The organism is Nitrospira calida (assembly GCF_976986435.1).
On the sequence record NZ_OZ335950.1, the window covers coordinates 2758198 to 2784862 of the forward strand.

The 26665-nt window shown below is 60.6% G+C and carries 26 protein-coding genes and 1 pseudogene; 1 reads left to right on the forward strand and 26 read right to left on the reverse strand.

Annotation, left to right across the window (positions count from 1 at the left end; genetic code table 11):
• Window positions 1–113: 113 nt before the first annotated feature.
• The 6 genes and pseudogenes from ACWHTU_RS13585 to recG all read right to left on the reverse strand — a co-directional run bounded on the left by ACWHTU_RS13585 (window position 114) and on the right by recG (window position 7158).
• Window positions 114–1358 (reverse strand): annotated as a pseudogene (locus ACWHTU_RS13585) (IS256 family transposase).
• 86 nt (window positions 1359–1444) lie between these two features.
• Window positions 1445–1738 carry a peptidoglycan-binding domain-containing protein gene (locus ACWHTU_RS13590; protein WP_447859909.1) on the reverse strand — a complete coding sequence of 98 codons (294 nt, stop codon included), beginning with the start codon at window positions 1736–1738 and terminating at the stop codon, window positions 1445–1447.
• A 652-nt stretch (window positions 1739–2390) separates the two neighbouring features.
• Window positions 2391–2921 (reverse strand): hypothetical protein, encoded by a 531-nt coding sequence (locus ACWHTU_RS13595; protein WP_447859910.1) that lies wholly within the window; start codon window positions 2919–2921, stop codon window positions 2391–2393.
• 298 nt (window positions 2922–3219) lie between these two features.
• On the reverse strand, window positions 3220–4185 hold the full coding sequence (locus ACWHTU_RS13600) for a Ppx/GppA phosphatase family protein (protein WP_447859911.1): 966 nt from the start codon (window positions 4183–4185) through the stop codon (window positions 3220–3222).
• Entirely contained in the window at window positions 4182–4541 is a 360-nt protein-coding gene (locus ACWHTU_RS13605) for a hypothetical protein (RefSeq protein ID WP_447859912.1), read from the reverse strand. Before ACWHTU_RS13605 ends, ACWHTU_RS13600 begins: the two co-directional genes overlap by 4 nt.
• A gap of 85 nt (window positions 4542–4626) precedes the next feature.
• Complete coding sequence (recG, locus tag ACWHTU_RS13610; protein WP_447859913.1) at window positions 4627–7158, reverse strand: ATP-dependent DNA helicase RecG; 2532 nt, start codon at window positions 7156–7158, stop codon at window positions 4627–4629.
• A gap of 344 nt (window positions 7159–7502) precedes the next feature.
• On the opposite strand from recG, the gene ACWHTU_RS13615 reads away from it, so the two are divergent.
• Window positions 7503–8963 carry a peptidase MA family metallohydrolase gene (locus ACWHTU_RS13615; RefSeq protein WP_447859914.1) on the forward strand — a complete coding sequence of 487 codons (1461 nt, stop codon included), beginning with the start codon at window positions 7503–7505 and terminating at the stop codon, window positions 8961–8963.
• Here the strand turns inward: ACWHTU_RS13615 and ACWHTU_RS13620 are convergent.
• From ACWHTU_RS13620 to ACWHTU_RS13715, 20 genes are all read right to left on the reverse strand, one after another.
• Window positions 8902–9762 (reverse strand): hypothetical protein, encoded by an 861-nt coding sequence (locus ACWHTU_RS13620; RefSeq protein WP_447859915.1) that lies wholly within the window; start codon window positions 9760–9762, stop codon window positions 8902–8904. The two genes, ACWHTU_RS13615 and ACWHTU_RS13620, sit on opposite strands and share 62 nt — an antisense overlap.
• Before the next feature lie 138 nt (window positions 9763–9900).
• The gene (locus tag ACWHTU_RS13625; RefSeq protein ID WP_447859916.1) at window positions 9901–10299 is read right to left on the reverse strand and encodes a thiol-disulfide oxidoreductase DCC family protein; all 399 of its coding nucleotides are present in this window, start codon (window positions 10297–10299) and stop codon (window positions 9901–9903) included.
• Between the two features lie 301 nt (window positions 10300–10600).
• On the reverse strand, window positions 10601–11662 hold the full coding sequence (locus ACWHTU_RS13630) for a methyltransferase (protein ID WP_447859917.1): 1062 nt from the start codon (window positions 11660–11662) through the stop codon (window positions 10601–10603).
• 19 nt (window positions 11663–11681) lie between these two features.
• Window positions 11682–12116, reverse strand: coding sequence for a hypothetical protein (locus tag ACWHTU_RS13635; protein ID WP_447859918.1), 435 nt, complete (start codon window positions 12114–12116; stop codon window positions 11682–11684).
• A complete protein-coding gene (locus ACWHTU_RS13640; RefSeq protein WP_447859919.1) occupies window positions 12113–12934 on the reverse strand; it encodes a tetratricopeptide repeat protein in 822 nt (273 codons plus the stop codon). Before ACWHTU_RS13640 ends, ACWHTU_RS13635 begins: the two co-directional genes overlap by 4 nt.
• A gap of 10 nt (window positions 12935–12944) precedes the next feature.
• Window positions 12945–13541 carry a hypothetical protein gene (locus tag ACWHTU_RS13645; protein WP_447859921.1) on the reverse strand — a complete coding sequence of 199 codons (597 nt, stop codon included), beginning with the start codon at window positions 13539–13541 and terminating at the stop codon, window positions 12945–12947.
• Window positions 13542–13633: 92 nt separating this feature from the next.
• Complete coding sequence (locus ACWHTU_RS13650) at window positions 13634–13873, reverse strand: hypothetical protein (RefSeq protein WP_447859922.1); 240 nt, start codon at window positions 13871–13873, stop codon at window positions 13634–13636.
• 147 nt (window positions 13874–14020) lie between these two features.
• Window positions 14021–14554 carry a peroxiredoxin family protein gene (locus ACWHTU_RS13655; protein WP_447859924.1) on the reverse strand — a complete coding sequence of 178 codons (534 nt, stop codon included), beginning with the start codon at window positions 14552–14554 and terminating at the stop codon, window positions 14021–14023.
• 199 nt (window positions 14555–14753) lie between these two features.
• Window positions 14754–16232 carry an amidophosphoribosyltransferase gene (purF, locus tag ACWHTU_RS13660; protein WP_447859925.1) on the reverse strand — a complete coding sequence of 493 codons (1479 nt, stop codon included), beginning with the start codon at window positions 16230–16232 and terminating at the stop codon, window positions 14754–14756.
• A gap of 23 nt (window positions 16233–16255) precedes the next feature.
• Complete coding sequence (gene purL, locus ACWHTU_RS13665; protein ID WP_447859927.1) at window positions 16256–18508, reverse strand: phosphoribosylformylglycinamidine synthase subunit PurL; 2253 nt, start codon at window positions 18506–18508, stop codon at window positions 16256–16258.
• 121 nt (window positions 18509–18629) lie between these two features.
• Window positions 18630–18788 carry a hypothetical protein gene (locus ACWHTU_RS13670; RefSeq protein WP_447859928.1) on the reverse strand — a complete coding sequence of 53 codons (159 nt, stop codon included), beginning with the start codon at window positions 18786–18788 and terminating at the stop codon, window positions 18630–18632.
• 536 nt (window positions 18789–19324) lie between these two features.
• A complete protein-coding gene (locus ACWHTU_RS13675) occupies window positions 19325–19564 on the reverse strand; it encodes a hypothetical protein (protein WP_447859929.1) in 240 nt (79 codons plus the stop codon).
• A 43-nt stretch (window positions 19565–19607) separates the two neighbouring features.
• Entirely contained in the window at window positions 19608–20330 is a 723-nt protein-coding gene (gene purQ / locus ACWHTU_RS13680; protein ID WP_447859930.1) for a phosphoribosylformylglycinamidine synthase subunit PurQ, read from the reverse strand.
• Between the two features lie 174 nt (window positions 20331–20504).
• The gene (gene purS / locus ACWHTU_RS13685; protein ID WP_447859931.1) at window positions 20505–20744 is read right to left on the reverse strand and encodes a phosphoribosylformylglycinamidine synthase subunit PurS; all 240 of its coding nucleotides are present in this window, start codon (window positions 20742–20744) and stop codon (window positions 20505–20507) included.
• 97 nt (window positions 20745–20841) lie between these two features.
• Entirely contained in the window at window positions 20842–21561 is a 720-nt protein-coding gene (purC, locus tag ACWHTU_RS13690; RefSeq protein WP_447859932.1) for a phosphoribosylaminoimidazolesuccinocarboxamide synthase, read from the reverse strand.
• Window positions 21562–21572: 11 nt separating this feature from the next.
• The gene (purB, locus tag ACWHTU_RS13695) at window positions 21573–22907 is read right to left on the reverse strand and encodes an adenylosuccinate lyase (RefSeq protein WP_447859933.1); all 1335 of its coding nucleotides are present in this window, start codon (window positions 22905–22907) and stop codon (window positions 21573–21575) included.
• A 74-nt stretch (window positions 22908–22981) separates the two neighbouring features.
• A complete protein-coding gene (gene nusB / locus ACWHTU_RS13700) occupies window positions 22982–23437 on the reverse strand; it encodes a transcription antitermination factor NusB (protein WP_447859934.1) in 456 nt (151 codons plus the stop codon).
• An 8-nt stretch (window positions 23438–23445) separates the two neighbouring features.
• Window positions 23446–23976, reverse strand: coding sequence for a 6,7-dimethyl-8-ribityllumazine synthase (ribH, locus tag ACWHTU_RS13705; protein ID WP_447859935.1), 531 nt, complete (start codon window positions 23974–23976; stop codon window positions 23446–23448).
• Between the two features lie 100 nt (window positions 23977–24076).
• Window positions 24077–25285, reverse strand: coding sequence for a bifunctional 3,4-dihydroxy-2-butanone-4-phosphate synthase/GTP cyclohydrolase II (locus tag ACWHTU_RS13710; protein WP_447859936.1), 1209 nt, complete (start codon window positions 25283–25285; stop codon window positions 24077–24079).
• A gap of 139 nt (window positions 25286–25424) precedes the next feature.
• Complete coding sequence (locus ACWHTU_RS13715) at window positions 25425–26618, reverse strand: MFS transporter (protein ID WP_447859937.1); 1194 nt, start codon at window positions 26616–26618, stop codon at window positions 25425–25427.
• Window positions 26619–26665: the final 47 nt, after the last annotated feature.

Here is a 26665-nt window from a genome sequence, read left to right on the forward strand (position 1 = left end):
TGAATTTACCAATAGTCAGGTCAGAAAAGCCGTAACGATGACACATGAAAAACTGCCCGTAAAGGAGGTGGGATGCTCTAGGGGAGGTCCTGTCAATAAGTGTGGAAATGGAATCAGGCAGCGACTTCCTGCGGGATGACGCGATTCGTCCGGACTCCATCCCCATACTGTGTGCCGGCATAGACCGCCGCCAACAACTCCGGCGCGTTCAATCGCCGGAAGGTGCGCTCGGTGACCTGGAGCACTTTCCAGATGCGCGCGGTGGCCGACTCCACGCGCTGGTCCCGCTTGCCCGCCGACGTCCGCAGTCGCACGGCAGCGAAGGGCGACTCGACCACGTTGGTGGTTCGCAGATGTCGCCAGTGGTCCTTCGGGAACTGATAAAACGTGATCAGCCGTTCCCAATCGTGGTGTAACCGTTCGACCGCCTTCGGAGCTAGTGTGCGGTACCGGCGGCCGAACTGGTCCCGGAGGCGTTCGCACTCCACGTGCGTCTCGGCATACGGCATGGCTTTCAGCATGGTCTTCGCCTCAGCCTGGTACTGCTTCGGGAAGGCATCCAGGACGTTGACGATCCGATGGTTCCAGCACCGTTGCTCGGCGGCCGTCGGCTGCGGCTCGGCGAGCGCCGCCCAGATGCCGAGATGGCCATCGGCGATGGTGCAGCGCCAGGGTTTGAGCCCCCGCGTCCGCAGATCCCGCAACACCGTTCCCCAGGACTCCTTCGAGTCCCGCTGGCCGCTCTCCACCGCGAGGACCACCTTGCACCCATCCGTCAGCGCCCCGATCAGGACCAGCAGCGCCGCCTTGCCCGCCTCCAGACCGGCTTTCACGTACAGCCCGTCCGCCCAGACATACACGACCTCGAGGTCGTCGAGCCGCCGCTGTTTCCAGGCCACGTATTCCTGCCGCCACTGGGCTTTCAGCCGCTGCAGCGAGGCGGGCGACAACGGCGCCCCCTCGCCCAACAGCCCCCGCAGCGCCAGCTCGAAATCCCTGCGCGCCAATCCGTGCAGATACAACTGTGGGAGCAGCTCCCCCACCTGCTTCGTGCGCCGCTTGCACAGCGGGAGGACCCGACTGACGAACCGCTCGGCCAGGCCACGCACCCGTGGCCACCGTGATCGTCCCGCAGGTCAGGGCCAGCTTCCGGGGCTGACCGTACCCATTGCTGCGCGGTACCCTTCCGGTGCGTCCACTGCGGCCCGCCGCGCCGATTTCGCCCGGCCCAGCCGCCTCGTGACCTCTTCCACTAACAGTCGCTGGACGAATTGCTGGATGTGGCCGTGCACAAAGTCCTCTAGATGGTCCCATAGATATCTTGACGCCACTCCAATCTCTGGGTTCTGCTCGTTCACGGCGGTACCTCCTTTCTTAGCCAAACCTCGGCCCGGTGGGGTTAGTCACCCGAAAGGTGGCCACCGCCCTTTTCCTTTTCCTATTCCTATTTCCACACCTTCTGTTTATACCTCCCCGTAGGAGAAAGCACGTTATATGCTTGATACTCTCGGGGTGCCCGGCGGGTTTTCTCATCGAGCAGCCCGTCAAAGGGACCTATCCTATATCTGAATCGACCGAGAGCCATCTGTACCCTGACGACGATGAATCGCCATTTCGTAGGTTCAGACCGGGACTGTTCAATTGTATCAGCGACAGCTTTCTGCTTAGCCTCACATGCTTTGCTTTTCTTCTCCTCCATTAAATGCTCAAATTTAGCGCGCCGCTGTTCCACATCCATTTCTCGTTCATATTCCTCTCTTGCCTCTCTAAACTGCTTCCCCCCTCTTGTTGTTTCATGGTGTCGTCCGTTCCCGCGACAACCACAGGCGGTCCGACTCGCTAGGTAGGCGAGCTTTGCTCTTTCTCACCGGTCATTTTGGGGAAGATCGGTTGCAGAATGATCAAGAAGAAGAGAAGCGCGACGGCACAGGCTTAGGAATGTCGTTTCATGGCTCACCTCAATTGAGCACTTAGTTAGGACTCCTGTCTCCTCATGAGGTCACTGACTAAGACTCAGGTTATGAAACCGCGCACGTCGACGTCATGTCTAGTGAAGTGGCCCTCGTGAAGCGTGAACCAGATGGTTTATTGCGTTAGGTCCGTGCTCCGTTTGGTCCGTTGAACGGACACAACCGACTAAACGGACTCAACGGGCTCACCAGCTTCACGAACGATGCTCCATCTCCCCACCTCACGCCTACGCCTCACGATTCACGCCTTCCGGTCTTCTGGTCGCCTCGCCAGATCAATCACCACACCTTCGCACAGGTCCAGGTCGCTGACCCAACAATCCCTGTACGCCAGCGTCTCAATGACCATGCGGAGAATGAGGGTCATAGAAATGGTGCCAGACATGACTATTGACCGAATCTACTCCTTCGCGGTTCGCATTAGGGAATTCCCAACTGGAGTTTCCAGCGTTGGACGTACTCCCAATCCACCTGGAGGTCGGCTCGCCGTTGGTCGATCTTTTCGAGATCGGCGCGATCTTGCAATCGACCGGCCAGAAGTTTCAGCAAGATGAGGTCTTCCAGCGTGAGGAGCGGCACTGGCAGCCCCAGAAACTCAACCGTCTTCTTTCGAGATAGGGCGTGTCGAAGAAACTCTGATTCAGCGAGCAGGAGATCCATGACGATCTCGCATTCTTGGCGGATTCCCACGATGCGCCAGATCGACTGGCCTTTGAACACCATCGGCGCAGGATGTGGAACAACGGACTCGAAGATGGAGGCAAAGAGTTGCGCGAGCGTGCTTACAGAGGGATTCTCGATCAGAATCACGAGATCGATGTCGGTGGTCGCGCGGGGCTCAACCAGAGCGCTGAAGGCCCACCCGCCGGCTAACGCATAGTCGGCGGATTGCTCGTTCAGATGGCGGATGATATCGGACAGCGCCCCAGCTAGGAAGGACTCCGACGCCATCCGCGCTCCTTTGTGTGCCGAATCTCTCGCATGACCTGCTTCAGCGCCTCGTGAGAGGAAGAGTGCTGACCGACAACGGCGCACCGCAGCGCCAGACAGAGTTCGGTCAGTTCGAGGGCGCGGCGTAGGTTCTCGGCTTTGCGGGCATCGTCCTCCTGTTGGGCTCTCCCACGCATTGCGTTTGGTCTCCCTCGCTACACGCTTGTGAACCAGTGTACTCGACCAATTCGCCCCGATCAACACGGCGGAATGGAGTATCGTATTGCGCACACGCACATCCGTATGCAAGGCCAAGTGCTCACCTTTTCATGGCCCGCCTCGCGAGATCAATCAGCACACCTTCGCGCAGGCCCAGGTCACTCACTAGGCAATCCGCATATCCCAGCGTTTCCATAACCGTGCGGAGAATGAGGACGCCGGCGACGATCACGTCCTCGCGCCCGACTTCGAGTCCGGGCATGTCTCGTCGCTGGGCCTTCGTGCGTGAGAGGAGTTCCTGTTCCAGCTTCTGCACCGTGGCCAGCTTCAGCCCATAGTTGTGGATGCGAGCCGGTTCGTACTGCGGCAACTGTTGCGCCATCGCGGCGAGCGTCGTGATTGTCCCTGCGGTTCCGACAAAGGTTATCCCGGAAAGGTCGCCCAGTAACCGTTGAACCTGCTCTGTCTCCTTCTTGATCGCCTCACGCACCGCCCGCAGTTCTTGCTCGGTCGGCGGATCATGGAGCAGTATCCGCTCGGTCAGCCGAACGACTCCGATATCAATCGAGCGGACAAATGGCGGAGCACCTGGACGATCCAGAATGAACTCGGTGCTACCCCCGCCGATATCCAAGCCCAGGATGCTCGAGACGCTCTCCGGCAGTCCGGACCTGATGCCCAACATGGTCCGGCGCGCTTCTTCTTCCCCGCTGATCAGTTCCACTTCGAAGCCGACCTCGCGTTTGACTCGTCCAAGGAACTCGTCTCGGTTCTTTGCGTCGCGGACAGCGCTCGTCGCCACCGCGATCTGCCCTTCAACCGGATAGGTCTCGATGACTTTCCTCCATTCCAGCAACGTGCTGATGACGCGATCCATCGCGTCCGGACGCAGCGTACGAGCCTGATCGACGCCTTCGCCCAACCGCAGAATGCGCCGGTCTGAGCGTAACTCGCTCAGTCGTCCTGCATTGGACACACGGGCGATCAGCAGCCGGCACGTCAGGGTCCCAATATCCACCCCAGCCAGCACTTTACCGTCCGACTGCTTGGGAGGCACGGCGGTCACAAGCCGCTCCTGATGGCGTCCATCTCCGTCTCGATCTTCTTCCGTTGCTCCTGAAGCGACCAGACTTCTTTGACCATCCGACCGATCTCCATGTCGTTCAACACACGCTCGATTGGTTCGCCCCGTTCGTGTAGTCCCACGGCTCGCTCGCCGATGTCTCCGCACAGGTCCCGAATCCGTTCGTCCACCTTGCGCAGGTCCAGCCGCAGTCGCAGCAACTCCGCCTCTTCCATCGCGCGATTCGCCGCTTCGGCCGTCCCTCGCCGCACTGTCGCCCATCCGGCTTTCAAATCATGTTTCAGTCGTTGTAGAAGGCTCACGGTCGCTTCGCTTCCCGCTAGGAGCAACGGGTGCATCAGTTACGCGTGCTGAGTTGAGTGCTGAGTTGAAAACTCAAGACTCATCACTCAAAATCCCTTATGCCCCCAGCCCTCTGTTTGATTAGCTAATTGATCCCAGTTCTAACTTCGTCTGCCAACGCCGCAACATCGCCGCTCGGAGCGCATGATGCTCGGGTTTGGCCAGATGGGGGTCCTGTTCGAGCAGCGCAAAGGCCTCTTGCCTTGCCCGCTGGAGCAGGTCCGCGTCGCGGATCAAGCTGGCCGCCCGAAACTCCGGCGTGCCCCACTGCCGTACGCCGAAAAATTCTCCAGGCCCCCGGATGTTCAGATCCTCTTCCGCGATCACAAAACCGTCGTTGGACTGCACCAGCGCCTCTAGGCGCCGCCGGGCCTCCGAAGAGGGGGCGCTAGAGCGACCTGAGGTGATGAGGAGACAATACGACTGCTGTCCTCCACGCCCGACGCGCCCGCGCAACTGGTGCAATTGCGCCAGCCCGAACCGCTCGGCATGCTCGATTACCATCACCGTGGCATTCGGCACATCCACTCCCACTTCAATGACAGTCGTCGCTACCAGGATATGAAGTTCGCCGGCCTTAAAGGCCGCCATCGCCCGCTCTTTTTCGTCCGTACTGAGACGGCCATGCAGCAACCCGATGCGCCAGTCGCGGAATTCTCCGGCTTGCAGTCGTTCCATCCCCTGAATGGCCGCCTGAAGATCGATCTTCTCCGACTCTTCGACCAGCGGATACACGATGTACGCTTGGCGACCGGCCTCGATCTCATCCCGCACAATCCGATAAGCCCTCCGGCGCTGGGATTCCGTGAACAGCCAGGTGCAGACCGGTTTGCGGCCGGGGGGCAGGGTGTCGATGACCGACACGTCAAGATCCCCGTACACGGTCATGGCTAGGGTCCGCGGGATCGGCGTCGCGGTCAGCACCAACACATCGGGATGGTACCCCTTGTCCAGCAAGGTCTTACGCTGCAGAACGCCGAACTTGTGTTGTTCGTCGATGACCGCCAGGCCCAGGTTCGCGAATCGAACCTCCTTCTGAATCAAGGCATGAGTACCGATGACGATCTGGGCCTCGCCGGAAGCGATCGCCTGCAATGTCGCTATCCGCGCCTTGGTCCGTCCCCCGCTCTTCAGCAGCACCGGTTTCAATCCCAATTCCTGAAGCAGTCCGCGCAGAGTGAGATAATGCTGCTCGGCCAAAATCTCCGTCGGGGCCATCAGCGCCGCCTGATAACCGGAACCGCAGGCCATAACCAGAGCGTGCAACGCCACGACGGTTTTCCCGCATCCGACATCGCCCTGAATAAGCCGGTTCATCGGCCGCGGCGACGCCATGTCCCGTTTGATGTCGGCAATCACCCGCTCCTGCGCCGGGGTGAGCGAGAAGGGAAGCGCCGCGCGCAGGCGGCCGAGCAACGGCGTTCCGGTGTCGAACCGAATGCCCTTGATCTCTTCCTTGACGGATCGTTGACGGCTCCCAAGCGCCAACTGGAGCACGAATAATTCTTCGAAGGCCAGCCGCCGACGCGCCGGCGTTGTCCCGCGTTCCAGGGCCACGGGGTCGGTGCCAGGACTGGGAAAATGAACCTCCTGGATCGCCTCCGCCATACGAGGCAGGTTCACCCGACGGCGAACGGGTTCCGGCAAAATGTCCGGCATGGCCGCCGCGTACTGGTCCAGCAGCGACTTGATGAGCACCCGCATATGCCGGGACGTCCACCCCTTGGTTTCATGGTAGATCGGAACGATGCGGCCGACATGCAGCGGAACGTCACCCTCTTTCTCCAGCAGTTCGTATTGCTCGACGTCCAGCTGCAGGCCGGCCCAGGATTTCCGGCCGATCTGGACGCGTCCGAGCAGCATCGCGCGGACGCCGGGCACGAGCACTTCTTCTAGATACGCCTGATTGAAGAACACGGCGTGGAGTCGTCCGGTCGAGTCGGCGAGCGTCACGTTCAGCACAGTCAGCCGGCGGTGTGGAATGCGCGTCAGCGAGGCGGCGATAACCGTTCCGCACACGGTGACCCGCTGGCCCGGGCGAAGCCGTCGGATCGGCGTGACCACCGACCGGTCTTCATAACGCCACGGCAAGAACCACAGGGCGTCCTCCACAGTGTTGACACCCAGCCGTTCCAACGCCATGGTCCGTTTGGGCCCGACCCCTTTGGCGAACCGGATGGGGAGAGCGCACAATTCGATCCGGGTGGATGTGGATGGGCCAGGGGAGAGCGGACTTTCTTCCGGGTGTCCGTTGCGTTTCTCGGTGCAATGGGTGACGTCCGCGCCTGTCACCTCAACGTTCGCCAGCCGTGCAAGGATCGCCCGTGCCTGTTCCAGGCGACGCTTCTGCTCGGCGGGGGCCAGCTTCGCGTGAAAGTCGGCGAACAGTTGGCGAAGGGCCAGCAGCTCCCCTTCCACCTGGGGCGAATAGACCGCTTCGGCCAGGGCTTTGACCACCTGAGCCGAGACAAACGAGCCAAGATTTTTCACGGTGGTCAGATGCGCGTAGGCATCCCGACTGGCGAAGTCAAGAGGGCGGGCGAGGCGCCGCACGAAGTTCCGCAGGCGATCGGTTGGGTCGGCGCCGGTAGCGGCCGAAGGTGAGGCGGGCATGAATCAGGCATCCCCGACCCCGCATGATACCCGCTGACCACCGCGCACCCTGATCCGGGGCGAAGGCACTGCAGGTTTGCGAGGTTATCAGATGGTAACACAGGCCCCGGAGCGGGACAACGACGACGCCTTGCCTTTCAGCATGAATTTCATGCGGTCTTCGCAAGCCATAGGTTTTCACGGCGTAGGACGCCGATGATGGCTGGGCGTGAGGCGAGGGGCGAGGAGTCAGGGTGGAAAAGCCTCCGACCTGTCGCCGCGGGTTTCCAATTTCGCGCCCATTTTTAGAACAATTTTGGAGTCTCTGATCGGCAATGCTACACTTCCCGACGATAGGGAATACCATGTATCGCCGCAACATCTCCCATATTCTCGGCCCGCTTGCCTTCCTACTGGCGGTCTTCGTCGGCTATCACGCGTGGTTCAAGCCGACCTTCCAACCGCCGCTGCTGCCCCCAGCGCAGGAAACCGAGGCACCGGCGCCGCGACCGCCCGAACCGGCCGCGGCGACGCCGGCGCCCGGAGAAAGCCAACAGGCCCGCACGATTGATCCGGGCCATATCCCGGATGTGCAATTCGCCGAGACGCTCAAGGCCGCGCACGAAGAATTGGAGAAAGCCAATTACGCCGAAGCGGAGGCGAAGCTTGCCGCCCTTTCTCCTAAGGCGTTGGCCCAGCCGCCGATTCGCCGATATGCCGCCGTCCTGTGGAACAATCTAGGCGTTCAGCAAGAAAAGTCGGGCGGCACCGAGGTGTCCGTCAAGGCGTTCAAAACCGCGGTGGCGTTGGACCCCGCAAACCCTGTGGCCCATCTGAATCTTGCCCATGCCTACTGGGAGTTGCGTGATCCTGCGCTCACACCGGATTTCCTGGAAACGGTCATCCGCCTGGCTCCCGGCGAACCCTTTCCCCACCTGGCAATGGCCGACCTGCTGCAGGAACAAGACGACTTAGCGGCCGCTGCCCGTCACCTGGACCAAGCCGCCGACCGCGCCGGGCACGATCCCACGCTGCGCGCCTATCTGCAGGCCGTCGCCGCCAAGGTCAAGCGGATGGGGAAAGCGGAGCAACAGATGACCGCCCGCGGCAGCGCCCATTTCACGGTGAAGTTCGAGGGCGGAGAAGACCAGACGACCTGGTTCAGCGTGCTTGAGATTCTGGAGGAGGCCTACCGGGACATCGGCCAGAAGTTCAGCTATTTTCCATCGAAGCCCATTATTGTCGTGCTCCATACGAAAGACTATTTTCAGAGCGTGACCGGCAGTCCGCTGTGGGCGGACGGGCTGTTCGATCCGGTCCTGGGACGCATCCAGATCCCGACCCAGGGCGCCCTGACCGATCAGGTCTGGCTGACCCGCGTGTTGCGCCATGAATTCGTGCACGCGCTGCTCCATGAACGCATGGGCATCGAAGCCGACACCGTTCCCACCTGGCTGAACGAAGGACTGGCTATGCAATTGGCGGACGATTCCTGGCCCGATCTGGATCAGGTCATCTTGGACGAAACGAAGGTCTTGCCTCTGACCGCGCTGGAAGGAAATTGGGGCGGGTTGTCAACAGAGGCTGCAGCGGTGGCTTACCTGGAAGCCAATTCCGCCGTGCGCTATCTCATTGACCGCTTCGGCATGCACCGGATCGGGGAGATGCTCGCGCTGCTCAAGGCGAAACACACGCTGGCTGCGGCGATGCACGACAAACTGTCCCTTTCCTATGACCAATTTCAACGTCAGTGGGCGGAGCATCTCACCGCAAAGCGGAAAACCGGCGGGGCGCAGAGTCGGCGTGGTTCCAGACCACAAGGCTGACAGCTGCATTCCGTTGCCTCCCCGGCCACGAGGGCAACACGCCGGCGCGCGCCTCTTCTTCCGACGCCGCCTCTTGTTCCAAAGAGTCGAAGGTGTCCACCCACAACAGGGTTTCGCTTGTCCGGTCGTACGCGCTCACCATCATTTCAAACTCTTGGCCGAGGTCGCGGAACGAAGCCGGCCGCAGCAGCCGATATCCTGTCGGCTTGCTGAAGCCACGACCGCTTCCGTTGAGCACGAATTGGTCCTGCCACACCATGGATCCCGTGTTCGGATCGAGGGCTCGAACGAGGTAATAGGGTTGTACGGTCGGGCCGCTTTCCTGTATAGCCCGCCTGAGCGTGACTGCGGGCCGGACCAACCGCGCGACAGGCCTGGCTGTTTCTCCTTCACCCTTGATCGTCAGATTCAATTGGCCTTCCCACAGAAAGTTTCCGGTTTGAGCATCATAGACGCGTAGAAGGAATCGCGACAGCCCCTCCCTGCCAACGTGATCCCCGTCGCCGACACCGCCGGCAAAGATGCGTCCGGTCGTCTGGTCCGAGGTCGGTGCTCCGTCCTCGATCACCGCCAAGTCGAAGGACTCTTCCGAGAGCACTTCGCCGGTCCGGGCGTTGTAGATTCTGATCATGATGATCGACTCGCCGCCGGCTTGAAACCCGAATCCGGCCGCAAGCACGGGAACGTCGGCATGAACGCCCGACGGCTGCTCGCCGCCCCATCCCAGTCCGGCCCACAGCAGCAGTCCAATTCCTGCCATCAACCAAGCGATCCAAACATTGCGCGGCAAGCTCTTCATGTCACGAACTCCAAGGGTGAGTGTTAAGGAATTCTGGCTGTGCGAGCAGCTGGAGTAAATTCTGCTTAGGACAGGCCAACCCCTCGAAAAGGGGGGAGCAGCAAGGACATTTTCGGGAAGGAAGCAGGATCGATGAAATCAGCGTGGCTGGATTTCGCCGAACCAGCGATACCGATTTCGGGCGATGATCCGATAACCCAGATAAGCCAGGGGCTTGAGCAGAGGTACCCGCATCAAAGCCAGCAAAAGACGGCCGCCCCTCAGGCCGGGCAAGAGAGGAAGAAAGGCATCGAGCCCCCGGCGAAGCTGACCGTCGGCCTCCACCAGGAAGGCCATATCAGGACGGCCCGGACGGTATTCCGCGCCCAAGTACCGTGCCGCTTCCTCGCTTTGATACGGAACGAACCGGACGGGCGATCGATGATCCGTGTTCCGATCCAGCCGCTCGATTCCCGCCTTGGCCGTCACGCACAGACGGCATTGGCCGTCGTAAATCAGTACACACGGCACTTCAGGCTGTGCAGGATGCCGACTCATCAGCAAAACAACCTTCAGACAGACCGAGACGACCGACCCTCGCACCGGACCGGCGCTCCTGCAAGCCCCGGCGTGCTGGCGTTGGCCATCAGTGCGAGACTCCCGCTCCACGAATCAGTATCACTCATGTTGGGGCTGCTCGTCGCGTTGATGAGCCTGGCCGCCCTGTCACGCGTTGCACATCCAACCGCAGCGCTTTCGCTCACCCACGCAGGTGATCTGGAACGGTTTTTCTGTTTAGTCGCCGGCCACGGAGGCAATCAGACCAGAAACCCAGCCATCCGTCCTCGTGCTCAACAAGTCAACCGGCCGGTTGAATTTCCTCTTGATTGCCCGGGGCGGCGCTGGTCTTTCGACGTGCGGCCGGACGAGAGGCCTCTAGCAGGCCGCCCTCCCAATCTTCGGCTCCCTTTTTCATCCTCACGCGCCGGACCCGCACATACCCGGCTTCCCGCAACCATCGGCTCGTCTCCGCGATCGAGTACGTGTTGCCCCTTTCGGTAAACAGCAACATGGTCACGGCGAAAAGACTCGCCTCTACCGGATAGATTCCTTCACGATCCAGCAGAAACGCATCCTGAACCAGCAGCCTCCCTCCCGGGGCGAGCGCCGGGAGCAGGCGTCGAAAGAGCGCCTGGTTCTCTTCCGGCGAGTAAATGTGCAGAACATTGGAGTACCAAATGACATCATAGCGCCCAGGCACAGGTTCGCGCATGAAGTCGAGAGGGAGATAGGAAAGCCGATCGCCTGCTCGGTGGGAAGCTGCGATCTTCCGTGCCACGCCCAACGCCGGCGCCCGGTCGCAGACCGTCGCGTGCAAGCGCGGATTGCGGGCCAGAAACGCCAACGCATAGGTGCCCGGCCCTCCCCCCAGATCCAACAGTGTCCGGGCGTCTCGAAGATTCACCTGCGCGGCGACCTTGGGCGCGATCGCCGTTGACCGGTGGTGCATCGCCCAGGTGAATCGGCGGCGATACGCCGGGTCATCCGGGTCCTGACGAGCCACCGGCTTGCCACGCTTCACGCAGGCGGTCAATTGCGACCAGTCGTTCCACTGTTCACGCAACAGTTGCAGATACGCGCCGCGATAGTGCGGGCTGTTCGCATTGAGGGCGTCGGCGGCCAGCCGACTGTTCCGGTAAACCCCATTCCGCTTGCGGAGCAGGCCGGCAGCGGCCAGATTACGGCAGAGAATGTCAATCCCGCGCGGACTCGCGTCCACCTCCTTCGAGAGCTCGGCGATCGTCCAGGAGCGGGAACCGACGACGGTGAAGAGGTCAAGGTCCAGCGCGGTGAGGATGATTCGCGGCAAACGGTAGGCAAACACCGCCTCGCGGAAGTCTTCAAAGGAACGGATGGGCATCACCGTTCACGCGGCATGGTCACGCGAATTGCCGGCGGCACCACAGGACCATCTCCTTGAGATCGTCCAGTTTCTGCAAGTCCATCGTCTTGTGGAAGATGACGGCGACGTACTGGTTCGTCATCTCGGTTTCCTCTTGGAAGCCGGCGCCGAGGAGAAACGCGCGGCACTTGGCGACGGCCGGCTGGAGATAGTACTTGGCCTGTTTCGCCAACTCGTCCGTCCCGAGATCTTCCGTCGTGCCGTCGGACATCAGGCGCTGAATGTCTTCCATCGCGAGGCCGTTCTGGCAGATCAGGCGCCCGTCCGGCGTGACCTCCAGTATCCACCCTTCGCTGCCGAGGTCCAGAACCAGCGCTCCGCCCGGTTCCAGTTCGTAAAACTCCGGCGCGATCCGGTACAGCAAGGAGCGGGCCTGTTCCCAGGACGAAGTGAACGAGGAGGCGCTGGTCATCGGGAGATCTCTTGCGGTTCAGAGTGGGATCGGACTTCGCCGGCAAGACGGGCCCGGATGGTCGCCAGGCGTGTCTCATTCTCCTCGAGTTTCGGCAAGCGGTGCTTCCGGTCCATACGGACAACCTGCTCCAGCAGGTCGGCAGCCTCCTGCAGCCGACCCAACTCTTCGTAACACTGCGCCAGCACATAGCGGGCGCCGCCGATCCGCAGTTCATCTCCGGCCCGCTCGGCAACGGCCTGGCTGGTTTGACAGCAGGCAATAGCTTCGTCATAGCGTTTCTGAGCCAGGTAGGTCCGTCCCATCATGCGCCACGCGTCGGCAACTCCGCCCTGATTGCCCAAACGCCGCATCAAGACCAGCGATTGTTCGTAGTAGCGGATCGCATCTTCAAACTGTCCCGTCTCCTTGGCCACCAGCCCGAGGTCGGAAAACAACACGGCCTTGCCGGCCTCGTCATGTGTACGCGTCATGATGTCCAAGGCTTCGAGGTAGTAGGCGCGAGCCCGGTCCCATTCCCCCGCGTCCGCGCGCAGGTTCCCGAGATTGGCCAACGTCGTCCCGATACCCCGTTCGTCGCCGAGAATCTTTTGCAGTTCGAGCACTTCCTGATAGTAGGCCTGCGCCGTTTCGCGCCGTCCGCTGACCGCGCAAATGTTGCCGAGATTGCCGAGCGTGGCCACCAGCGCGCGACGGTCGCCGGTGAGACGGTCGCACTCCAGCGCTTTCGCGTAACAAAGATAGGCCTCGGTATAATGGCCTCGCGAAAAGTGCTCGTTGCCCTGGCGGTTCAGCTCTTCGGACAGCCCGTTGCGCATAGCGGCGGATTCAGCTCTGTATGACGCGCTCGAGGGCTGGTTTGGCCCCTCCGAGAATGGAGACGCCGTCGCCGACCAGAATCGCGTCAAAATTGTAGCGCAGCAAGCGGCGGAGACCTTCCTTAGCTTTGGCGGCATCGGCATATTTGTCCGCCGGGAGCATACTGAGGGAGCCCGGCGGTTTTCCGATCAACGCATCCCCCACAATGAGAATCCCCTTCCCCTGCGGGATAAAGAGCGCACATTCTCCCGGCGATTTCTGATCTCTGAGATGCACGACCCAGATGCCGCCGGGCAACAATTCGCCGCCCCGGAAGGTTTTGGTGGGCTTGACTTGCATCTGCGGCGCATCAATCTCCGGCACGTAGAGCTGGCACTTGAATTCGGCCTGATAGGCTGCCGCCTCGCGCTCATGGTCCCGATTGGTGACAACGATGTAATCGATCGCCCCGCCGCGTTTGACCTGTTCCAGATCGTCCGGCACCAGGGGGGGAGGATCGACGAGGATCCGATGTTCGCCGACGTCCAGCAACAACCCGTTGAAGTCAAGTTGCTTCTCCTGCGAGAACCAGGACCACTGCCAGATGCCGGGGAAGAGCTGCTTCATGGTAGAACCGCATGACTGGCGAGACGGGTTCGAAGAACAAGACTCGTCGCGGAAATCACTTGCTTCCTCTTCTTGTTTCACATCACGCCGCTTCAGAGCACCGCCACGGCGTCTTTGACCACCTTCGTCACTTTCGCTAGAATGTCCGCTTCGTTGGGAAGATCGATGATATCGTCTTCGAGAATAGTGATGAATTTACGATTGGGGCCCTTGGTCAAAGAAATCAGAAACATGCTGTTCGACGGCGCAACAGGGATCACCACCTGCACGGCGGCGTCGATCTCCTTCACGAGATCGAGAAACTTCCGCTTCCCCGCTTCCAGTTCGTCCATGTCTACTCTATTTTCACGTTTTCTCTTTCTAAGAGCCGAAAGCAAACTCGCAGGCGGCACTGCCCTGGACGCCGCATCCGCCCGAAGCGGAGTTCCTACACCGGGTAAGGTGTGAGGACGGACGGGCTAGCCAGTGACAGGTCCCGCTCACATCGATTTGCTCCCGCTCGCCAGCAACTTCTCCACTTCCTGAATGATCACCTCCGCCCCCGCGAGATCCATGTTGCCGACCCGCTGCCAGCGGATGACACCGTGCTGGTCGATCACGTACACGTTCGGGATGAACTTCCCTCCACCGTACAGTTTGTCCGTAACCTTGTTCGGGTCCAGTAGATACGGATAGGTGACCTTGACGGGAAAGGAGGCGACGAACTCGCTCACGTCTTTCTTGGAGTTGCCAGCGGAGTTCACGCCGATCACCACTACGTCCTTGCCCTTCGTCGCCTCATACACTTTCTGCAGATTCGTTCCTTGAATCATGCAGGGCTCGCAGATATGGAAAAGCCCCAGCACGACGACCTTGCCCCTCAGGCTTTCCAGCGAAACGGTTTCACCGGTGAGCGAGGTCAACGTAAAGGACGGAGCTTTCTCGCCGATCTTGAAAAACCCGGCGGCGGCGGCAATCGCCGCTCCAGCCATGCAGACCACAGCGACCAGAAGAGCAGTCAGTTTTCGATTCATGGCGGCCTCCATACCCAACGGAAGTTCCGAGTTCCAAGGTGTGGAGACGCTTCGGATCTCAGCGTTCCACGTTTCTCACTCCTCCGTTCGCGCCTATCCTAGCACGCGGTTTTTTTCAGGAGCAACAGGCCGGAACGCATGTCGGTCGCCGAGCGGAAACATCCAATCGTTCGAACTTTCCCGCGACGATCGACAGCTTTCAGTGCGAAGGGTCGAAGAGCCCAAGTTGCAGCTCTTCCGCGCGGGTGAAAGAGATGGGATAGCGCTCAGTGAAACAGGCGGTGCAGTACTGCTGCGGCACGCCGGGTGCGGCCTTCAGCATGCCGTCCAGGCTGAGATAGGCTAGGCTGTCGGCGGTGATGTACTTGCGGATTTCCTGAATCGTATGGCTGGACGCGATAAGCTCCCTTTTCGTCGGAGTATCGATCCCGTAGAAGCAGGGGGAAATGATCGGCGGGGAGCTGATCCGCATATGCACTTCCTTCGCGCCGGCATGGCGAATCATCTTCACGATCTTCCGACTGGTGGTGCCGCGCACCAACGAATCGTCCACCACCACGACCCGCTTGCCCGACAGTACCTCGGGAACGGCGTTCAGCTTGATCTTCACGCCGAAGTGCCGGATCGACTGCTCCGGCTCGATGAACGTCCGCCCCACGTAGTGATTGCGGATCAAGCCGTTCTCGAATGGAATGCCGGACCCTTCCGCGTAGCCTAGCGCCGCCGGCACACCGGAGTCCGGCACGGGGATCACCACATCGGCTTCCACCCAGGCCTCCTGCGCCAACTGCCGGCCCAACGCCTTTCTCGTCGCGTAGACCGCGTTCGCGCCGAAGATCCGGCTGTCCGGTCTCGCGAAGTACACGTACTCGAAGACGCACATGGCCGGCCTGGTCGGTGGGAACGGCTTGTAACTGGTCATGCCCTTTTCATCCAGGACGATCAATTCTCCCGGCTCGATCTCCCGCACATAGTCGGCGCCGAGCAGATCAAAAGCGCAGGTCTCGGACGCCACCAACCAACTGTCGCGCAGGCGCCCCAAGCACAGCGGCCGGAATCCGTAGGAATCGCGCGCGGCGATCACGCCATCGTCCGTCAGCAGGACCACGGAGAACGCCCCGCGCACCTGGTTCAACGCGTCGATGACCCGCGCGAGCAGCGTATCCGCCCGCGAGTGGGCGATCAGATGGATGATGACTTCACTGTCCGATGTGGATTGGAAGATCGCCCCGTAGGCTTCCAGTTCGTGCCGCAACACGGTGGCGTTGATCAGGTTGCCGTTATGAGCCAGCGCCAGATTGCCGAAGGCAAAATTGACGATCAGCGGCTGGACGTTCTTAAAATCGCTCCCGCCGGCGGTCGAATACCGGTTGTGGCCGATGGCCATGTGCCCGGGCAAGCGCTTGAGGACGGACTTGGTATAGATGTCCGCAACCAGTCCCATGCCCTTTTCGACATAGAAATGGTTCCCGTCGCCGGACACGATGCCGGTCGCCTCCTGCCCGCGGTGTTGAAGCGCATACAGGCCAAGGTAGGTGAGGTTGGACGCTTCCTTGTGGCCGTAGATGCCGAAGACAGCGCACTCGTCGTGGAATTTGTCGGGAGTGATCAAAGGCAGACGTGACGCGTGACCCGTGACGCGTGACAGTGCAGGAGGAATTTTGTGTGTGTTGGCCATTCCCTTTCCCTAATGCGACCGCATCACGATTGCGTGACCGCCCGCTCAATCGCAAATGCCCAGCGGGTATAGAGCGTCTCGACCGGCACGTCGATCCTGCAACCCGACCGCCCGCCTTCTGCCGTCACCTCGATCACCAACCGATCCCCGCCAACCGTTCCGATCAGTTCGGCCGGCACATTTGATTCCGAGGCGACACGCAAGACCGTATCCCTCTGGTCGGGGCTGACCGACAGTACTATCCGCGACTGGCTCTCCCCAAACAACAGCGAGTCCAGGCGAAGCCTGCGCGCGTTCAATCTTACCACAGCACCCAAGAGCCGGGCGTGTGAAGACATTGTGCATTCGGCCAGCGCGACCGCCAACCCACCGTCGGAGCAATCATGCGCCGAACGCACCAATCCTTCCCGGATCAGTCGCCGCACACAGGCATGGAGCGCCTGTTCGGCCTCCAGGCTCAACAGAGGCGGAGAGCCCTGCTCGCGTGAATGGACTACCCGCAGATATTCGGTTCCACCCAGCTCATCCTTGGTCGTGCCGAGCAGGATGATTTCGTCGCCGGCCTGTTTGAACCATTGCGTCGTCGCCCGATCGGCCGGCTCGATCAAGCCCACCATGCCCACGATCGGCGTTGGGTAGATCGAGAGGCCGTTCGTCTCATTGTAAAAACTCACGTTGCCGCTCACAACGGGAATGCTGAGCGCCTCGCAGGCGTCTTTCAGTCCTTCGATCGAGAGCACGAACTGCCACATGATGTCCGGCCGTTCGGGATTGCCGAAGTTCAGGCAATCGGTGAGCCCGATCGGCTCGGCGCCGGAGCAGACGAGATTGCGGGCCGCCTCCGCCACCGCGATCTTGGCGCCCTCATACGGATTCAGCAGACAGTACCGGCTGTTGCAGTCCGTCGTCACCGCCAGCGCCTTGTTCGTACCCTTGATGCGGAGCACCGCCGCATCCGACCCGGGACGGACCGTCGTGTTCGTCCGCACCATGTGGTCGTATTGCTCGTATACCCAGCGCTTGCTCGCGATGTTCGGAGACTCCAGCAAGGCGAGCAGCGCACCCTGCGGATCCTTCACCTCGGGCAGCGCATCGTAGTTGAGCGCCTGGAGCCAGTCCTGATAGGACGGCGGCGCGCTCGGCCGCTCGTACCGCGGCCCCTCATCCGCGAGCGCCTTGGCCAAAATTTCGGCTACCACCTGTCCGTTCTCCTTGACACGCAACAGGCCATCGTCCGTCACCCGGCCGACCACGGCCACATCCAGGTCCCACTTGCGACAGATCCGCATGACCTCGTCTTCTTTGCCGGCTTTCGCCACCATCAGCATGCGCTCCTGCGACTCGGAAAGCATGATCTCATAGGGGGTCATGCCCGGTTCGCGGCGCGGGACCTGGGTAAGATCCAACTCGACGCCGGTCCCTGCACGCGACGCCATCTCGCACGACGAGCTGGTCAAGCCCGCCGCCCCCATGTCCTGAATGCCGACTAGCAGATCGTCGGCCATCAGTTCCAGACATGCTTCCAGGAGCAGTTTCTCCGTGAAGGGATCGCCCACCTGCACCATCGGCCGCTTGGATTCGGATGCTGCATCGAAGGCATCGGACGCCATTGTCGCCCCGTGGATGCCGTCGCGCCCGGTCTTCGAGCCGACGTAGATCACAGGGTTGCCGACGCCGGCCGCCTTGCCCTTGAAGAGCTTGTCCTTCTCGGCGATGCCGAGACAGAAGACGTTGACCAGCGGATTCAACGAATAGATGTCGTTAAAGACCACCTCGCCGCCGACGGTGGGCACGCCCACGCAATTCCCGTAGAAACTGATTCCAGCCACCACGCCTCTGAACAGATACCGGTTCTTGGGATTGTTTAACGAGCCGAACCGCAGCGAGTTCAGCAACGCGATCGGCCGCGCGCCCATCGTGAAGATGTCGCGCAGAATCCCGCCCACACCGGTCGCCGCGCCCTGATAGGGCTCGATGAACGAGGGATGGTTGTGCGACTCCATCTTGAACACAGCGCACAACCCGTCTCCGATATCCACCGCACCCGCGTTCTCGCCGGGTCCCTGGACGACGCGAGGCCCGGTCGTCGGCAACCGCTTCAGATGGACGCGGGAACTCTTGTAGGAGCAATGCTCCGACCACATGACCGAAAACATTCCCAACTCGGTCAGGTTCGGCTCCCGCCCCAGAATCTCGACGATCCTCTTGTACTCGTCGTCGGTGAGATTATGCTGCGCGATGAGGTCTCTGGTGATGAACTGCGATTGAGGCGTCATTGTATCTCACGCACGCTTCCGAAGCTCTGAATCTTTGATCCCGCACTGACCAAGGACAATGATGTGCTCAACAGCATATCCCGCTGACCGGGGCCGATAAAAGAGCAGCAGCGGAACGTTTTCATCCAACAGAATCTTCAAGGGGCTTGCTCGACGCCGGAGGCACATGCTCGGCCACATGCGCCGCATAGCGAAGCGCGGCAAGAATCTGCTCGCGGGTAATCGAATAGGCCTTCTGCACCGCCTCGAAACGCTCATCGGCGGCGGGAACGATTTCCATAGTCATCCTCTCCGCATCACCGAGAACGTGCCGAACTCCGTCAGATTTTGCCCTGCTCCAAAATCTCGACAATCTTCTTGTAGTGATCACCGGCGAGATTGCGGTTGGCGCTGAGGTCGTTGTCATCCCTTGCGAACGTAAGTTCAGCCAGTTCGTAATGACTTTGTCGGGCAAGAGAACCTTCTTAGAATTCCTCTGATAGTTCTAGCGGACCGGCCAGTAGCAAGCCATTTGTCGCCGCGCCTAGCAAGGATACCCTCTACAGTCTGCGCCGGTTCGCCCCAAGGCACTCGCGGCTTCTTTGGGTCAAATTCAAAAGTCCAATAAATCCGTCATGCAAACTGAGAACTTCAATACGAGCATCGTGACAGTTAGTGATCTCTTCCACACAACCGATGCGCTCATCATAAAGCTCCTGGACAAACACCATGCCGAGTCGCCACGGCTGGCAATCCTTCCGAACTAGATAATTTACGGGGTCGGAATTCCTCACCATAGATTTGGCGGCATAACTTAGCCACCGCTTCAAATGCCTCTTAAACTCGGCACCTTTCAACAACCACAGCTTCTTTGACCTTGTACGCAGTATTGAGGACCGCAAGAACGTCGGTCTTCAGTTGCATCGGGTCGCGCTCCGTCAGAAATGCAAAATTGCCCGAGTCGTCAAATGCCCCGATGAAATTATGATGAGAACCAAGCTTCTCCTGAATCAATCGCTCTTGGGCCTCCTTCTCTCCAATGTCCAGCTTGGTACGATTGTGGGAGAAATTGACCATTCCATGAACGAAAACAGTTAGCTCGCGTCTGGGTCGCATACCGTCATGCCCCCACCATCTTCGGCTGCATCTTCGCCTTCTTCAGCGCATCCAGCATCGACAGGAAAATTAGCCGGCCGTCTTCGTTGCCGAGCGCCGCTTCCGCGCAGCGCTCCGGGTGCGGCATCATGCCCAACACATTGCCTTCGGGGTTGCAGATGCCAGCGATGTTGTCGAGCGAGCCGTTGGGGTTCGCCTCAGACGTCACCCTGCCGTCCGGCGTACAGTAGCGGAAGACGATCTGCGCGTTAGCCTGCAAGGCGGCGAGTGTCACGGGATCGGTGTAGTAATTCCCGTCGGCGTGGGCGATGGGAATCTTCAGGACCTGGCCGGGCTCGCAGCGGCCGGTAAAGGGGGTGGCGGCGTTCTCAACGCGGACATAGACGTCCTTGCAAATGAAGTGGAGCGAGATATTCCGCAACATCGCGCCAGGCAACAACCCGGCCTCCAGGAGGATTTGAAACCCATTGCAGATGCCGAGCACCAGCCCTCCGCCCTTGGCGAAGTCCTTCACCGCCTCCATGACGGGCGAGAAACGGGCGATGGCGCCGGTTCGCAGATAGTCCCCGTACGAAAACCCGCCGGGCAGAATCACCGCATCGAGGCCGGCCAGCGAGGTCTCCTTATGCCACACCATCGCGACCGACTGCCCCAACACGTCACCGAGGACATGCGCGCAATCGTGATCACAATTAGAACCGGGAAACACCACCACTCCGATATTCATCTCCTCTTCACCAAGCCTCCACGATCAGGCACCTTGGTAACGGGGCAACAGGACTTGGCTCTACTGCGCGCATCGAACGAGCACTCCAACCTTATCGATAACAATCCAAATAACGTGAGTGCGCGTTCTGCGAGCACGGAGACAAGTCCTGTCGCCCCGTGCCTTTACCATCACTCATTGCAGCTCGTACCGATACTCTTCAATGATCGTGTTCGCCAACAGCTTCTCGCACATGGCCTTCACGTCAGCTTCGGCCTTGGCCTTATCCTTCTCATTCAGATCCAACTCCAAGTATTTTCCGACCCGCACATTGCTCGCCGACTTGAAGCCCAAGGTCTCCAACGCATGCTCGATCGCCTTCCCCTGCGGATCGAGAATACCCTGTTTGAGCGTGACGTGGATTTTGGCTTTCATGGTCTTTCCGGTGTATCCGGTTTGTTTGGGTTTCCGGTTTATTGGTTTCTGAATCCACGGCCGAACAAGGCAACCAAACTAAACGCAACAAACCTCATCACCCTGCTTCAGTCCCGCACACACGGCGGAGCACCTCCTGATATGCCTCCTCAACCTTTCCCAAATCCTTCCTGAAGCGATCCTTGTCCATCGACTCTCCCGTGGCCATGTCCCAGAATCGGCAGGTATCCGGCGAAATCTCGTCGGCCAGGATCAGCTTATTGTGGTACACACCGAACTCCAGCTTGAAATCCACCAGCAGCATCTTCCGTTCTTTGAAAAACGGCGTCAAAATGCGATTGGCCTTAAGCGCCAGGTCTTTGAGATCCCGCACCACCGCCGGCGTCGCCAACTTCAGCAACCGCACGTGGTCGTCAGTAATCAGCGGATCGCCTAGCGCGTCGTTCTTGTAATAGAACTCGACGAGCGGCGGGTCGATCGTGTCCCCTTCTTTCAGCCCGAGCCGTTTCGCCAGGCTACCGGCGACGATGTTCCGCACCACCACTTCGATCGGCACGATCACCACCCGCTTGGTCAGCATCTCGCGGTCGCTGAGCCGCTCGATGAAGTGCGTCGGTACGCCGCCTTCCTCCAGCAACCGGAACAGCCGCTCCGAGACTTTGTTGTTGACCACGCCCTTCCCGACGATCGTGCCGCGCTTCTGCGCGTTGAAGGCCGTGGCGTCATCCTTGAAGTACTGGATCACCCGATCCGGGTGATCCGCCGCAAACAACTTTTTGGCTTTCCCTTCGTAGATCAATTCTCCTTTGGTAACCATGTCCTTCCCACCTATGCGCGCCGTATTCTCCGACGAGGCCGCCGCGTCGACGCCCGTCCAAACACTCGCCGATACACCGTATCCAGATGCCGCAGATAATACCTGGGGTCAAAACAGGCCTTGATCTCCGCCTGGCTGAGGTACTTCGTGATGAACGGATCCTTCCCGACCAAGTCCTGAAAGCCGGCGCCGCCTTTCCAGCCTTCCATCGCGTTCCGCTGCACCGCCTCGTAAGCCTCCTTCCGCTGCGCGCCCTTGTCCACGAGTGCCAACAGCAGCCGCTGTGAATAGACCAACCCGCCGGTCAGATCGAGATTCCTCCGCATGCGATCCGGATAAACGAGCAGATTCTTGATGAGGTCCGTGAACCGGACCAGCATGTAGTCTATGAGGATCGTGCTGTCCGGCAGGATGACTCGTTCGACCGACGAGTGGCTAATGTCCCGCTCATGCCAGAGCGCCACATTCTCCATCGCCGCCAAGCTGTTGGCCCGAACCACGCGCGCCAAGCCGCAGAGATTCTCCGATGCGATCGGGTTGCGCTTGTGCGGCATGGCCGAGGAACCCTTCTGTCCTTCCGAGAACAACTCCTCGGCTTCCAGCACTTCGGTCCGTTGCAGATGGCGGATCTCCGTCGCGAACTTCTCGATGCTCGCCGCAAGCAGCGCCAACGCCGACATGTAGGCCGCGTGCCGGTCCCGCTGGACCACCTGGTTGGACACCGGGTCGGGCTTGAGCCCGAGCCGCTTGCAGACGAACTCCTCCACCTCCGGCCCGAGATGGGCGAAGGTTCCCATCGCGCCGGACAGTTTCCCGACCGCGATGTCCTCGCGGGCTGCCCGCAGGCGATCGCGATGGCGGCGGACTTCCTCATACCAGATGGCGAGCTTGAAGCCGAAGGAAATCGGTTCGCCGTGGATGCCGTGCGAACGCCCGATCATGATCGTGTCGCGATGCTCCAATGCCCGTCTTTTCAAGACGTCGAGCAACGCGTCCAGATCCTCCAGAATGATGTCCAGCGCCTCGGCCATTTGAACGGCCAGAGAGGTGTCTACGATGTCCGATGAGGTCAGGCCCATGTGGAGAAACCGGACTTCCGGTCCCACGGAATCCGCAAGCGATTCTAAAAAGGCGATGACGTCATGCTTCGTGACCTTTTCGATCTCCGCAATTCGTTCCGGATCGATCCGCGCGGCGCGCCGGATGCGGGCGGCGGTGCCGCGCGTCACCCGGCCGGCGCGTTCCAGCGCCTCGCACGCCTGCAGTTCGACCTCCAGCCAGATTTCGTACTTGTGTGCAAGATCCCAAACGGCTTTCATGCGCGGCAAGGTGTAGCGGTCAATCATCTCTTAACCCGTGGCTCGTATTTTGTGACGCGTGGTTCGCTTAGACTCGGTGGGACATTCTTGCAAGATACGCTTCATGCTTCACGCTTTACGCCCGCGGCCGCCGCTTCCGTCCGCTTGGCTTCAAGACGCGGATCCTTGTTCAGGACCTGATCCAGCACGCCATTGACGAATTTTGAAGCTTCCTCATCGCCGAAGCTTTTGGCCAATTCGATCGCTTCGTTGATGGTGACCTTGGCCGGCACTTCAGGCAACCAGAGCAGCTCGAAGAGGCCGGTCCGGAGAATATTCCGATCCACGATCGGCATCCGGCTGACCTTCCAGTTGGCGGCGTACGCACCGATGAGGACATCCAACTCTTCCCGATGACTCAACACGCCCTCGATCAACCGGTCAGCGAACGCCCGGACGTCTTCCTTTTCCGGATAGTGCTTCCAGAATTCGTCCAGCCACTCACCGCCCTTGCCGTGAACGTCATATTGATACAGCACTTGGATGGCCCGTTCGCGGGCCTTGCGCCGGGAACCCATAGCTTCGATCAACCGCCTCGACGGCGCGAGACGACGCGCGCGCCCGACCTTTCCCTGACCGCGGGCCGGCCGTTGCCTTTGAGTTGTCGCATCACCGTTGCCATTTCAATGGCCGTCTTCGCAGCCTCCGCCCCGCGGTTATGCTTATCCGGATCGGCTCGCTCGATCGCCTGCGCCACCGTATTCGTCGTGAGCACGCCGAACACCACCGGCATGTCGGCGTCAAGACCGGCCTGCATAATCCCCCGGCTGGTTTCCGCGCTGATGTAGTCGAAATGAGGCGTGTCGCCTCGGATGACGGCGCCGAGGCAAATCACCGCATCAAACCGACCGGACTTCGCCAAGGTGCGAGCGACCAAGGGAATTTCGAACGCCCCCGGCACCCACACCACCTCGATCGCGTTGCCTTTCGCCCCCGCTTTCGTCAGCGCCTGCACGCAGGAGGTCAGCAACCGGTTGGTCACGAATCTGTTGAACTTGCTGGCCACGATCGCGAAGCGCAGGCCGGTCGCATCGTGCGAGCCTTCACGTCGTTTCATACCAACGGGTCATGGGCGCAAGACAATGGGCGATAGGTCGGGCAAATGAGACCTTCGCGTTGTCCTTTCCCATAGCCTCCAGCCGTTCGCCTCGCGCCGTTCAGACTTTCTTTAAGATGTGCCCGAGCTTGGCCTTCTTGGTGCGCAGGTACCGTTCATTATGCGCGCGCGGCGGGATTTCGATCGGCACCCGCTCGACCACGCGGAGGCCATAGCCCTCAATGCCGACGATCTTGCGCGGATTGTTCGTGATAAGCCGGATCTGCCGAAGGCCCAGGTTAACGAGAATCTGGGCACCGATGCCGTAGTCGCGCAGATCGGCTTTGAATCCGAGCTTGAGGTTGGCTTCAACGGTATCGCTTCCCTGGTCCTGCAGATGATAGGCCCTGATCTTATTGAGCAGCCCGATGCCGCGCCCTTCCTGATTCAGATAGAGCAGCACGCCGCGTCCTTCTTTCTCGATAACTTCCATCGCCCGATGAAGCTGGTCGCGGCAATCGCAGCGCAGCGAGCCGAACACGTCCGCGGTCAAACATCCGGAGTGAACCCGGACCAACGTCGGCGCCCCGTCATCCACCCGCCCCTTGACGAGCGCAATATGGTTCCCGCCGTCGATTTCGTTTTCGAACGCGACCGCTTCGAACTCCCCGAAGACCGTCGGCAACCGCGCGCTGGCAACCCGCTTCACGAACGTTTCGCGGCGCATGCGGTACTCGATCAGCGCCTTGATCGTCACCATCTTGATCTTGTGGGCCTTGGCGAACCGGGCTAGCTCCGGCACCCGCGCCATGGTGCCGTCCTCGTTCATAATTTCGCAGATCACCGCTGCCGGATACAGTCCCGCGAGCCGCGCCAGATCGACCGAGCCCTCGGTCTGCCCGGCTCGTTTGAGCACACCGCCCTTCTGCGCCTTCAGCGGAAAGACGTGCCCCGGCCTGGCCAGATCGGACGGCTTGGTCTTGGGATCGATCGCGACATGAATGGTGGTCGCACGGTCGGCGGCCGAGATGCCGGTAGTAATATCCCGTCGTGCATCGATCGACACGGTAAAAGCCGTGCCGAAGGTCGCTGTGTTCTCGGGGGATTGAGGCGGAAGCTGGAGCTCTTCGACACGCTCGGGCGTCAAGGCAAGACAGATCAGCCCGCGCGCGTGCTTGGCCATGAAGTTAATGGCCTGGGGCGTCACCTTTTCGGCCGCAATGACGAGGTCGCCTTCGTTCTCCCGGTCCTCATCGTCGACTAGAATGACAAAGCGGCCCTTCTTGATCTCTCTAATCGCCTGTTCGATGGTATCGAAGGGAGATGACATGGCGGAAGCCTACTTCTGGAAGCCTACTTCTGAATGCTGGTTCTGAGTTGTGAGTCGCGGTCATACCTTACCAGAAATGCGGTTTCCAAGTAACCTTCTTTACGGGACCTCTGTCAATGGAATCCCGGCCGGAATCGTCCTATGGCTGGACGGTCGTCCGTTGCCGTTTCATGACCTCCGTCACGCTCACCGCCGCGCCCCCGGCCAAGACCGCAAAGAGCCACAGCCCGGGTTGAAAGGAGCCTGTCGCCTCCTTCAAGCTCCCCAGCCAGACTGGTAGGAGAAAGCCGCCCAAGCCGCCAGCCGCGCCGATCAATCCGGAAGCCATACCGATCTGTTTGGGAAACCGATCCGAAACCACCTGAAAGACGGCACCGTTCCCGAATCCCATACCGGCCACAGCCAGAACGAAGAGCAGCAGGGCCCACGACACGACCGGCAGTGCCCCGACAGCGGCGACGAACCCGGCGATCAACAGGAACGTCACGCGTAGGACTCCGAGCCCTCCTTTGCGATCCGCCACATACCCGCCGAGCGGCCGGATCACGCTCCCGATCAGCCCGCACAGGGCCGTCGCCGAACCGGCCGCCACAGGGTTCAACCCATATTGGTCATGCAAGAAGATGGGCAGCACGCTGCAGAATCCCACAAATCCACCGAATGTCACGGCGTAGACGAAGCATAGCCAGTAGATCGACGGCCGCCGGAGCAGTTCCCTCATCGGCGCCCAGCAGTCTTCTCGGCACTCGATCCGCGAGAGGGTCACGGTGTCGTTGCGCACCAGCGCCGCGAACAGGATCAGCGCAAGCAGAATGGGCACAATCATGGTCCCGAATACGCCGCGCCAGCCGACGAGTTCCGCCAGTCTGGGCGCACACAGCATAGCCAGCACGGTTCCGCTGTTGGCGGAGGCCGCCACACCCATCGCCAAACCCTGGTGCGCAGGCGGATAGGCGCGACTGGCGATGGGTAGGGCCACTGCGAAGCTGGCTCCGGCGGCGCCCAAGAGCAGACCCACCGCCAGGATCTGTCCATAGCCAACCGCACCCAACCACCCCATGATCACCGCAATCAACTCGCCGACCAGCAGCGCAAGGCCGGTCCGTTTCGCGCCGAAACGATCGCTTAAGAAGCCCACCGCCACCCGAAGCAGCGCGCCGCCAAGTAGGGGAACCGCCACAAGCAACCCTTTCTGCGCCGGCGAGAGCGCGAACTCCTCCGCGATCGACACCCCAAGCGCGCCGATCAGAAGCCAGGTCATAAAGCTGACCTCGAAGTGCAGCCAGGCCCCAATCAGCGACGGCCAATGCCCACCGCGCAAGGCTGTCAACATCCGTCTCGTCACCCATGCACTGCCTGGCTCACTATAGGGTACCGCGT

Bases quoted from the DNA above. Each gene is read 5' to 3' on its own strand.
- ACWHTU_RS13590 (WP_447859909.1), bottom strand. From the start codon at position 1,738: ATGGATGTGGAACAGCGGCGCGCTAAATTTGAGCATTTAATGGAGGAG.
- ACWHTU_RS13595 (WP_447859910.1), bottom strand. From the start codon at position 2,921: ATGGCGTCGGAGTCCTTCCTAGCTGGGGCGCTGTCCGATATCATCCGC.
- ACWHTU_RS13605 (WP_447859912.1), bottom strand. From the start codon at position 4,541: ATGCACCCGTTGCTCCTAGCGGGAAGCGAAGCGACCGTGAGCCTTCTA.
- recG (WP_447859913.1), bottom strand. From the start codon at position 7,158: ATGCCCGCCTCACCTTCGGCCGCTACCGGCGCCGACCCAACCGATCGC.
- ACWHTU_RS13615 (WP_447859914.1), top strand. From the start codon at position 7,503: ATGTATCGCCGCAACATCTCCCATATTCTCGGCCCGCTTGCCTTCCTA.
- ACWHTU_RS13620 (WP_447859915.1), bottom strand. From the start codon at position 9,762: ATGAAGAGCTTGCCGCGCAATGTTTGGATCGCTTGGTTGATGGCAGGA.
- ACWHTU_RS13625 (WP_447859916.1), bottom strand. From the start codon at position 10,299: ATGAGTCGGCATCCTGCACAGCCTGAAGTGCCGTGTGTACTGATTTAC.
- ACWHTU_RS13630 (WP_447859917.1), bottom strand. From the start codon at position 11,662: ATGCCCATCCGTTCCTTTGAAGACTTCCGCGAGGCGGTGTTTGCCTAC.
- ACWHTU_RS13635 (WP_447859918.1), bottom strand. From the start codon at position 12,116: ATGACCAGCGCCTCCTCGTTCACTTCGTCCTGGGAACAGGCCCGCTCC.
- ACWHTU_RS13640 (WP_447859919.1), bottom strand. From the start codon at position 12,934: ATGCGCAACGGGCTGTCCGAAGAGCTGAACCGCCAGGGCAACGAGCAC.
- ACWHTU_RS13645 (WP_447859921.1), bottom strand. From the start codon at position 13,541: ATGAAGCAGCTCTTCCCCGGCATCTGGCAGTGGTCCTGGTTCTCGCAG.
- ACWHTU_RS13650 (WP_447859922.1), bottom strand. From the start codon at position 13,873: ATGGACGAACTGGAAGCGGGGAAGCGGAAGTTTCTCGATCTCGTGAAG.
- ACWHTU_RS13655 (WP_447859924.1), bottom strand. From the start codon at position 14,554: ATGAATCGAAAACTGACTGCTCTTCTGGTCGCTGTGGTCTGCATGGCT.
- purF (WP_447859925.1), bottom strand. From the start codon at position 16,232: ATGGCCAACACACACAAAATTCCTCCTGCACTGTCACGCGTCACGGGT.
- purL (WP_447859927.1), bottom strand. From the start codon at position 18,508: ATGACGCCTCAATCGCAGTTCATCACCAGAGACCTCATCGCGCAGCAT.
- ACWHTU_RS13670 (WP_447859928.1), bottom strand. From the start codon at position 18,788: ATGGAAATCGTTCCCGCCGCCGATGAGCGTTTCGAGGCGGTGCAGAAG.
- ACWHTU_RS13675 (WP_447859929.1), bottom strand. From the start codon at position 19,564: ATGGTCAATTTCTCCCACAATCGTACCAAGCTGGACATTGGAGAGAAG.
- purQ (WP_447859930.1), bottom strand. From the start codon at position 20,330: ATGAATATCGGAGTGGTGGTGTTTCCCGGTTCTAATTGTGATCACGAT.
- purS (WP_447859931.1), bottom strand. From the start codon at position 20,744: ATGAAAGCCAAAATCCACGTCACGCTCAAACAGGGTATTCTCGATCCG.
- purC (WP_447859932.1), bottom strand. From the start codon at position 21,561: ATGGTTACCAAAGGAGAATTGATCTACGAAGGGAAAGCCAAAAAGTTG.
- purB (WP_447859933.1), bottom strand. From the start codon at position 22,907: ATGATTGACCGCTACACCTTGCCGCGCATGAAAGCCGTTTGGGATCTT.
- nusB (WP_447859934.1), bottom strand. From the start codon at position 23,437: ATGGGTTCCCGGCGCAAGGCCCGCGAACGGGCCATCCAAGTGCTGTAT.
- ribH (WP_447859935.1), bottom strand. From the start codon at position 23,976: ATGAAACGACGTGAAGGCTCGCACGATGCGACCGGCCTGCGCTTCGCG.
- ACWHTU_RS13710 (WP_447859936.1), bottom strand. From the start codon at position 25,285: ATGTCATCTCCCTTCGATACCATCGAACAGGCGATTAGAGAGATCAAG.
- ACWHTU_RS13715 (WP_447859937.1), bottom strand. From the start codon at position 26,618: ATGTTGACAGCCTTGCGCGGTGGGCATTGGCCGTCGCTGATTGGGGCC.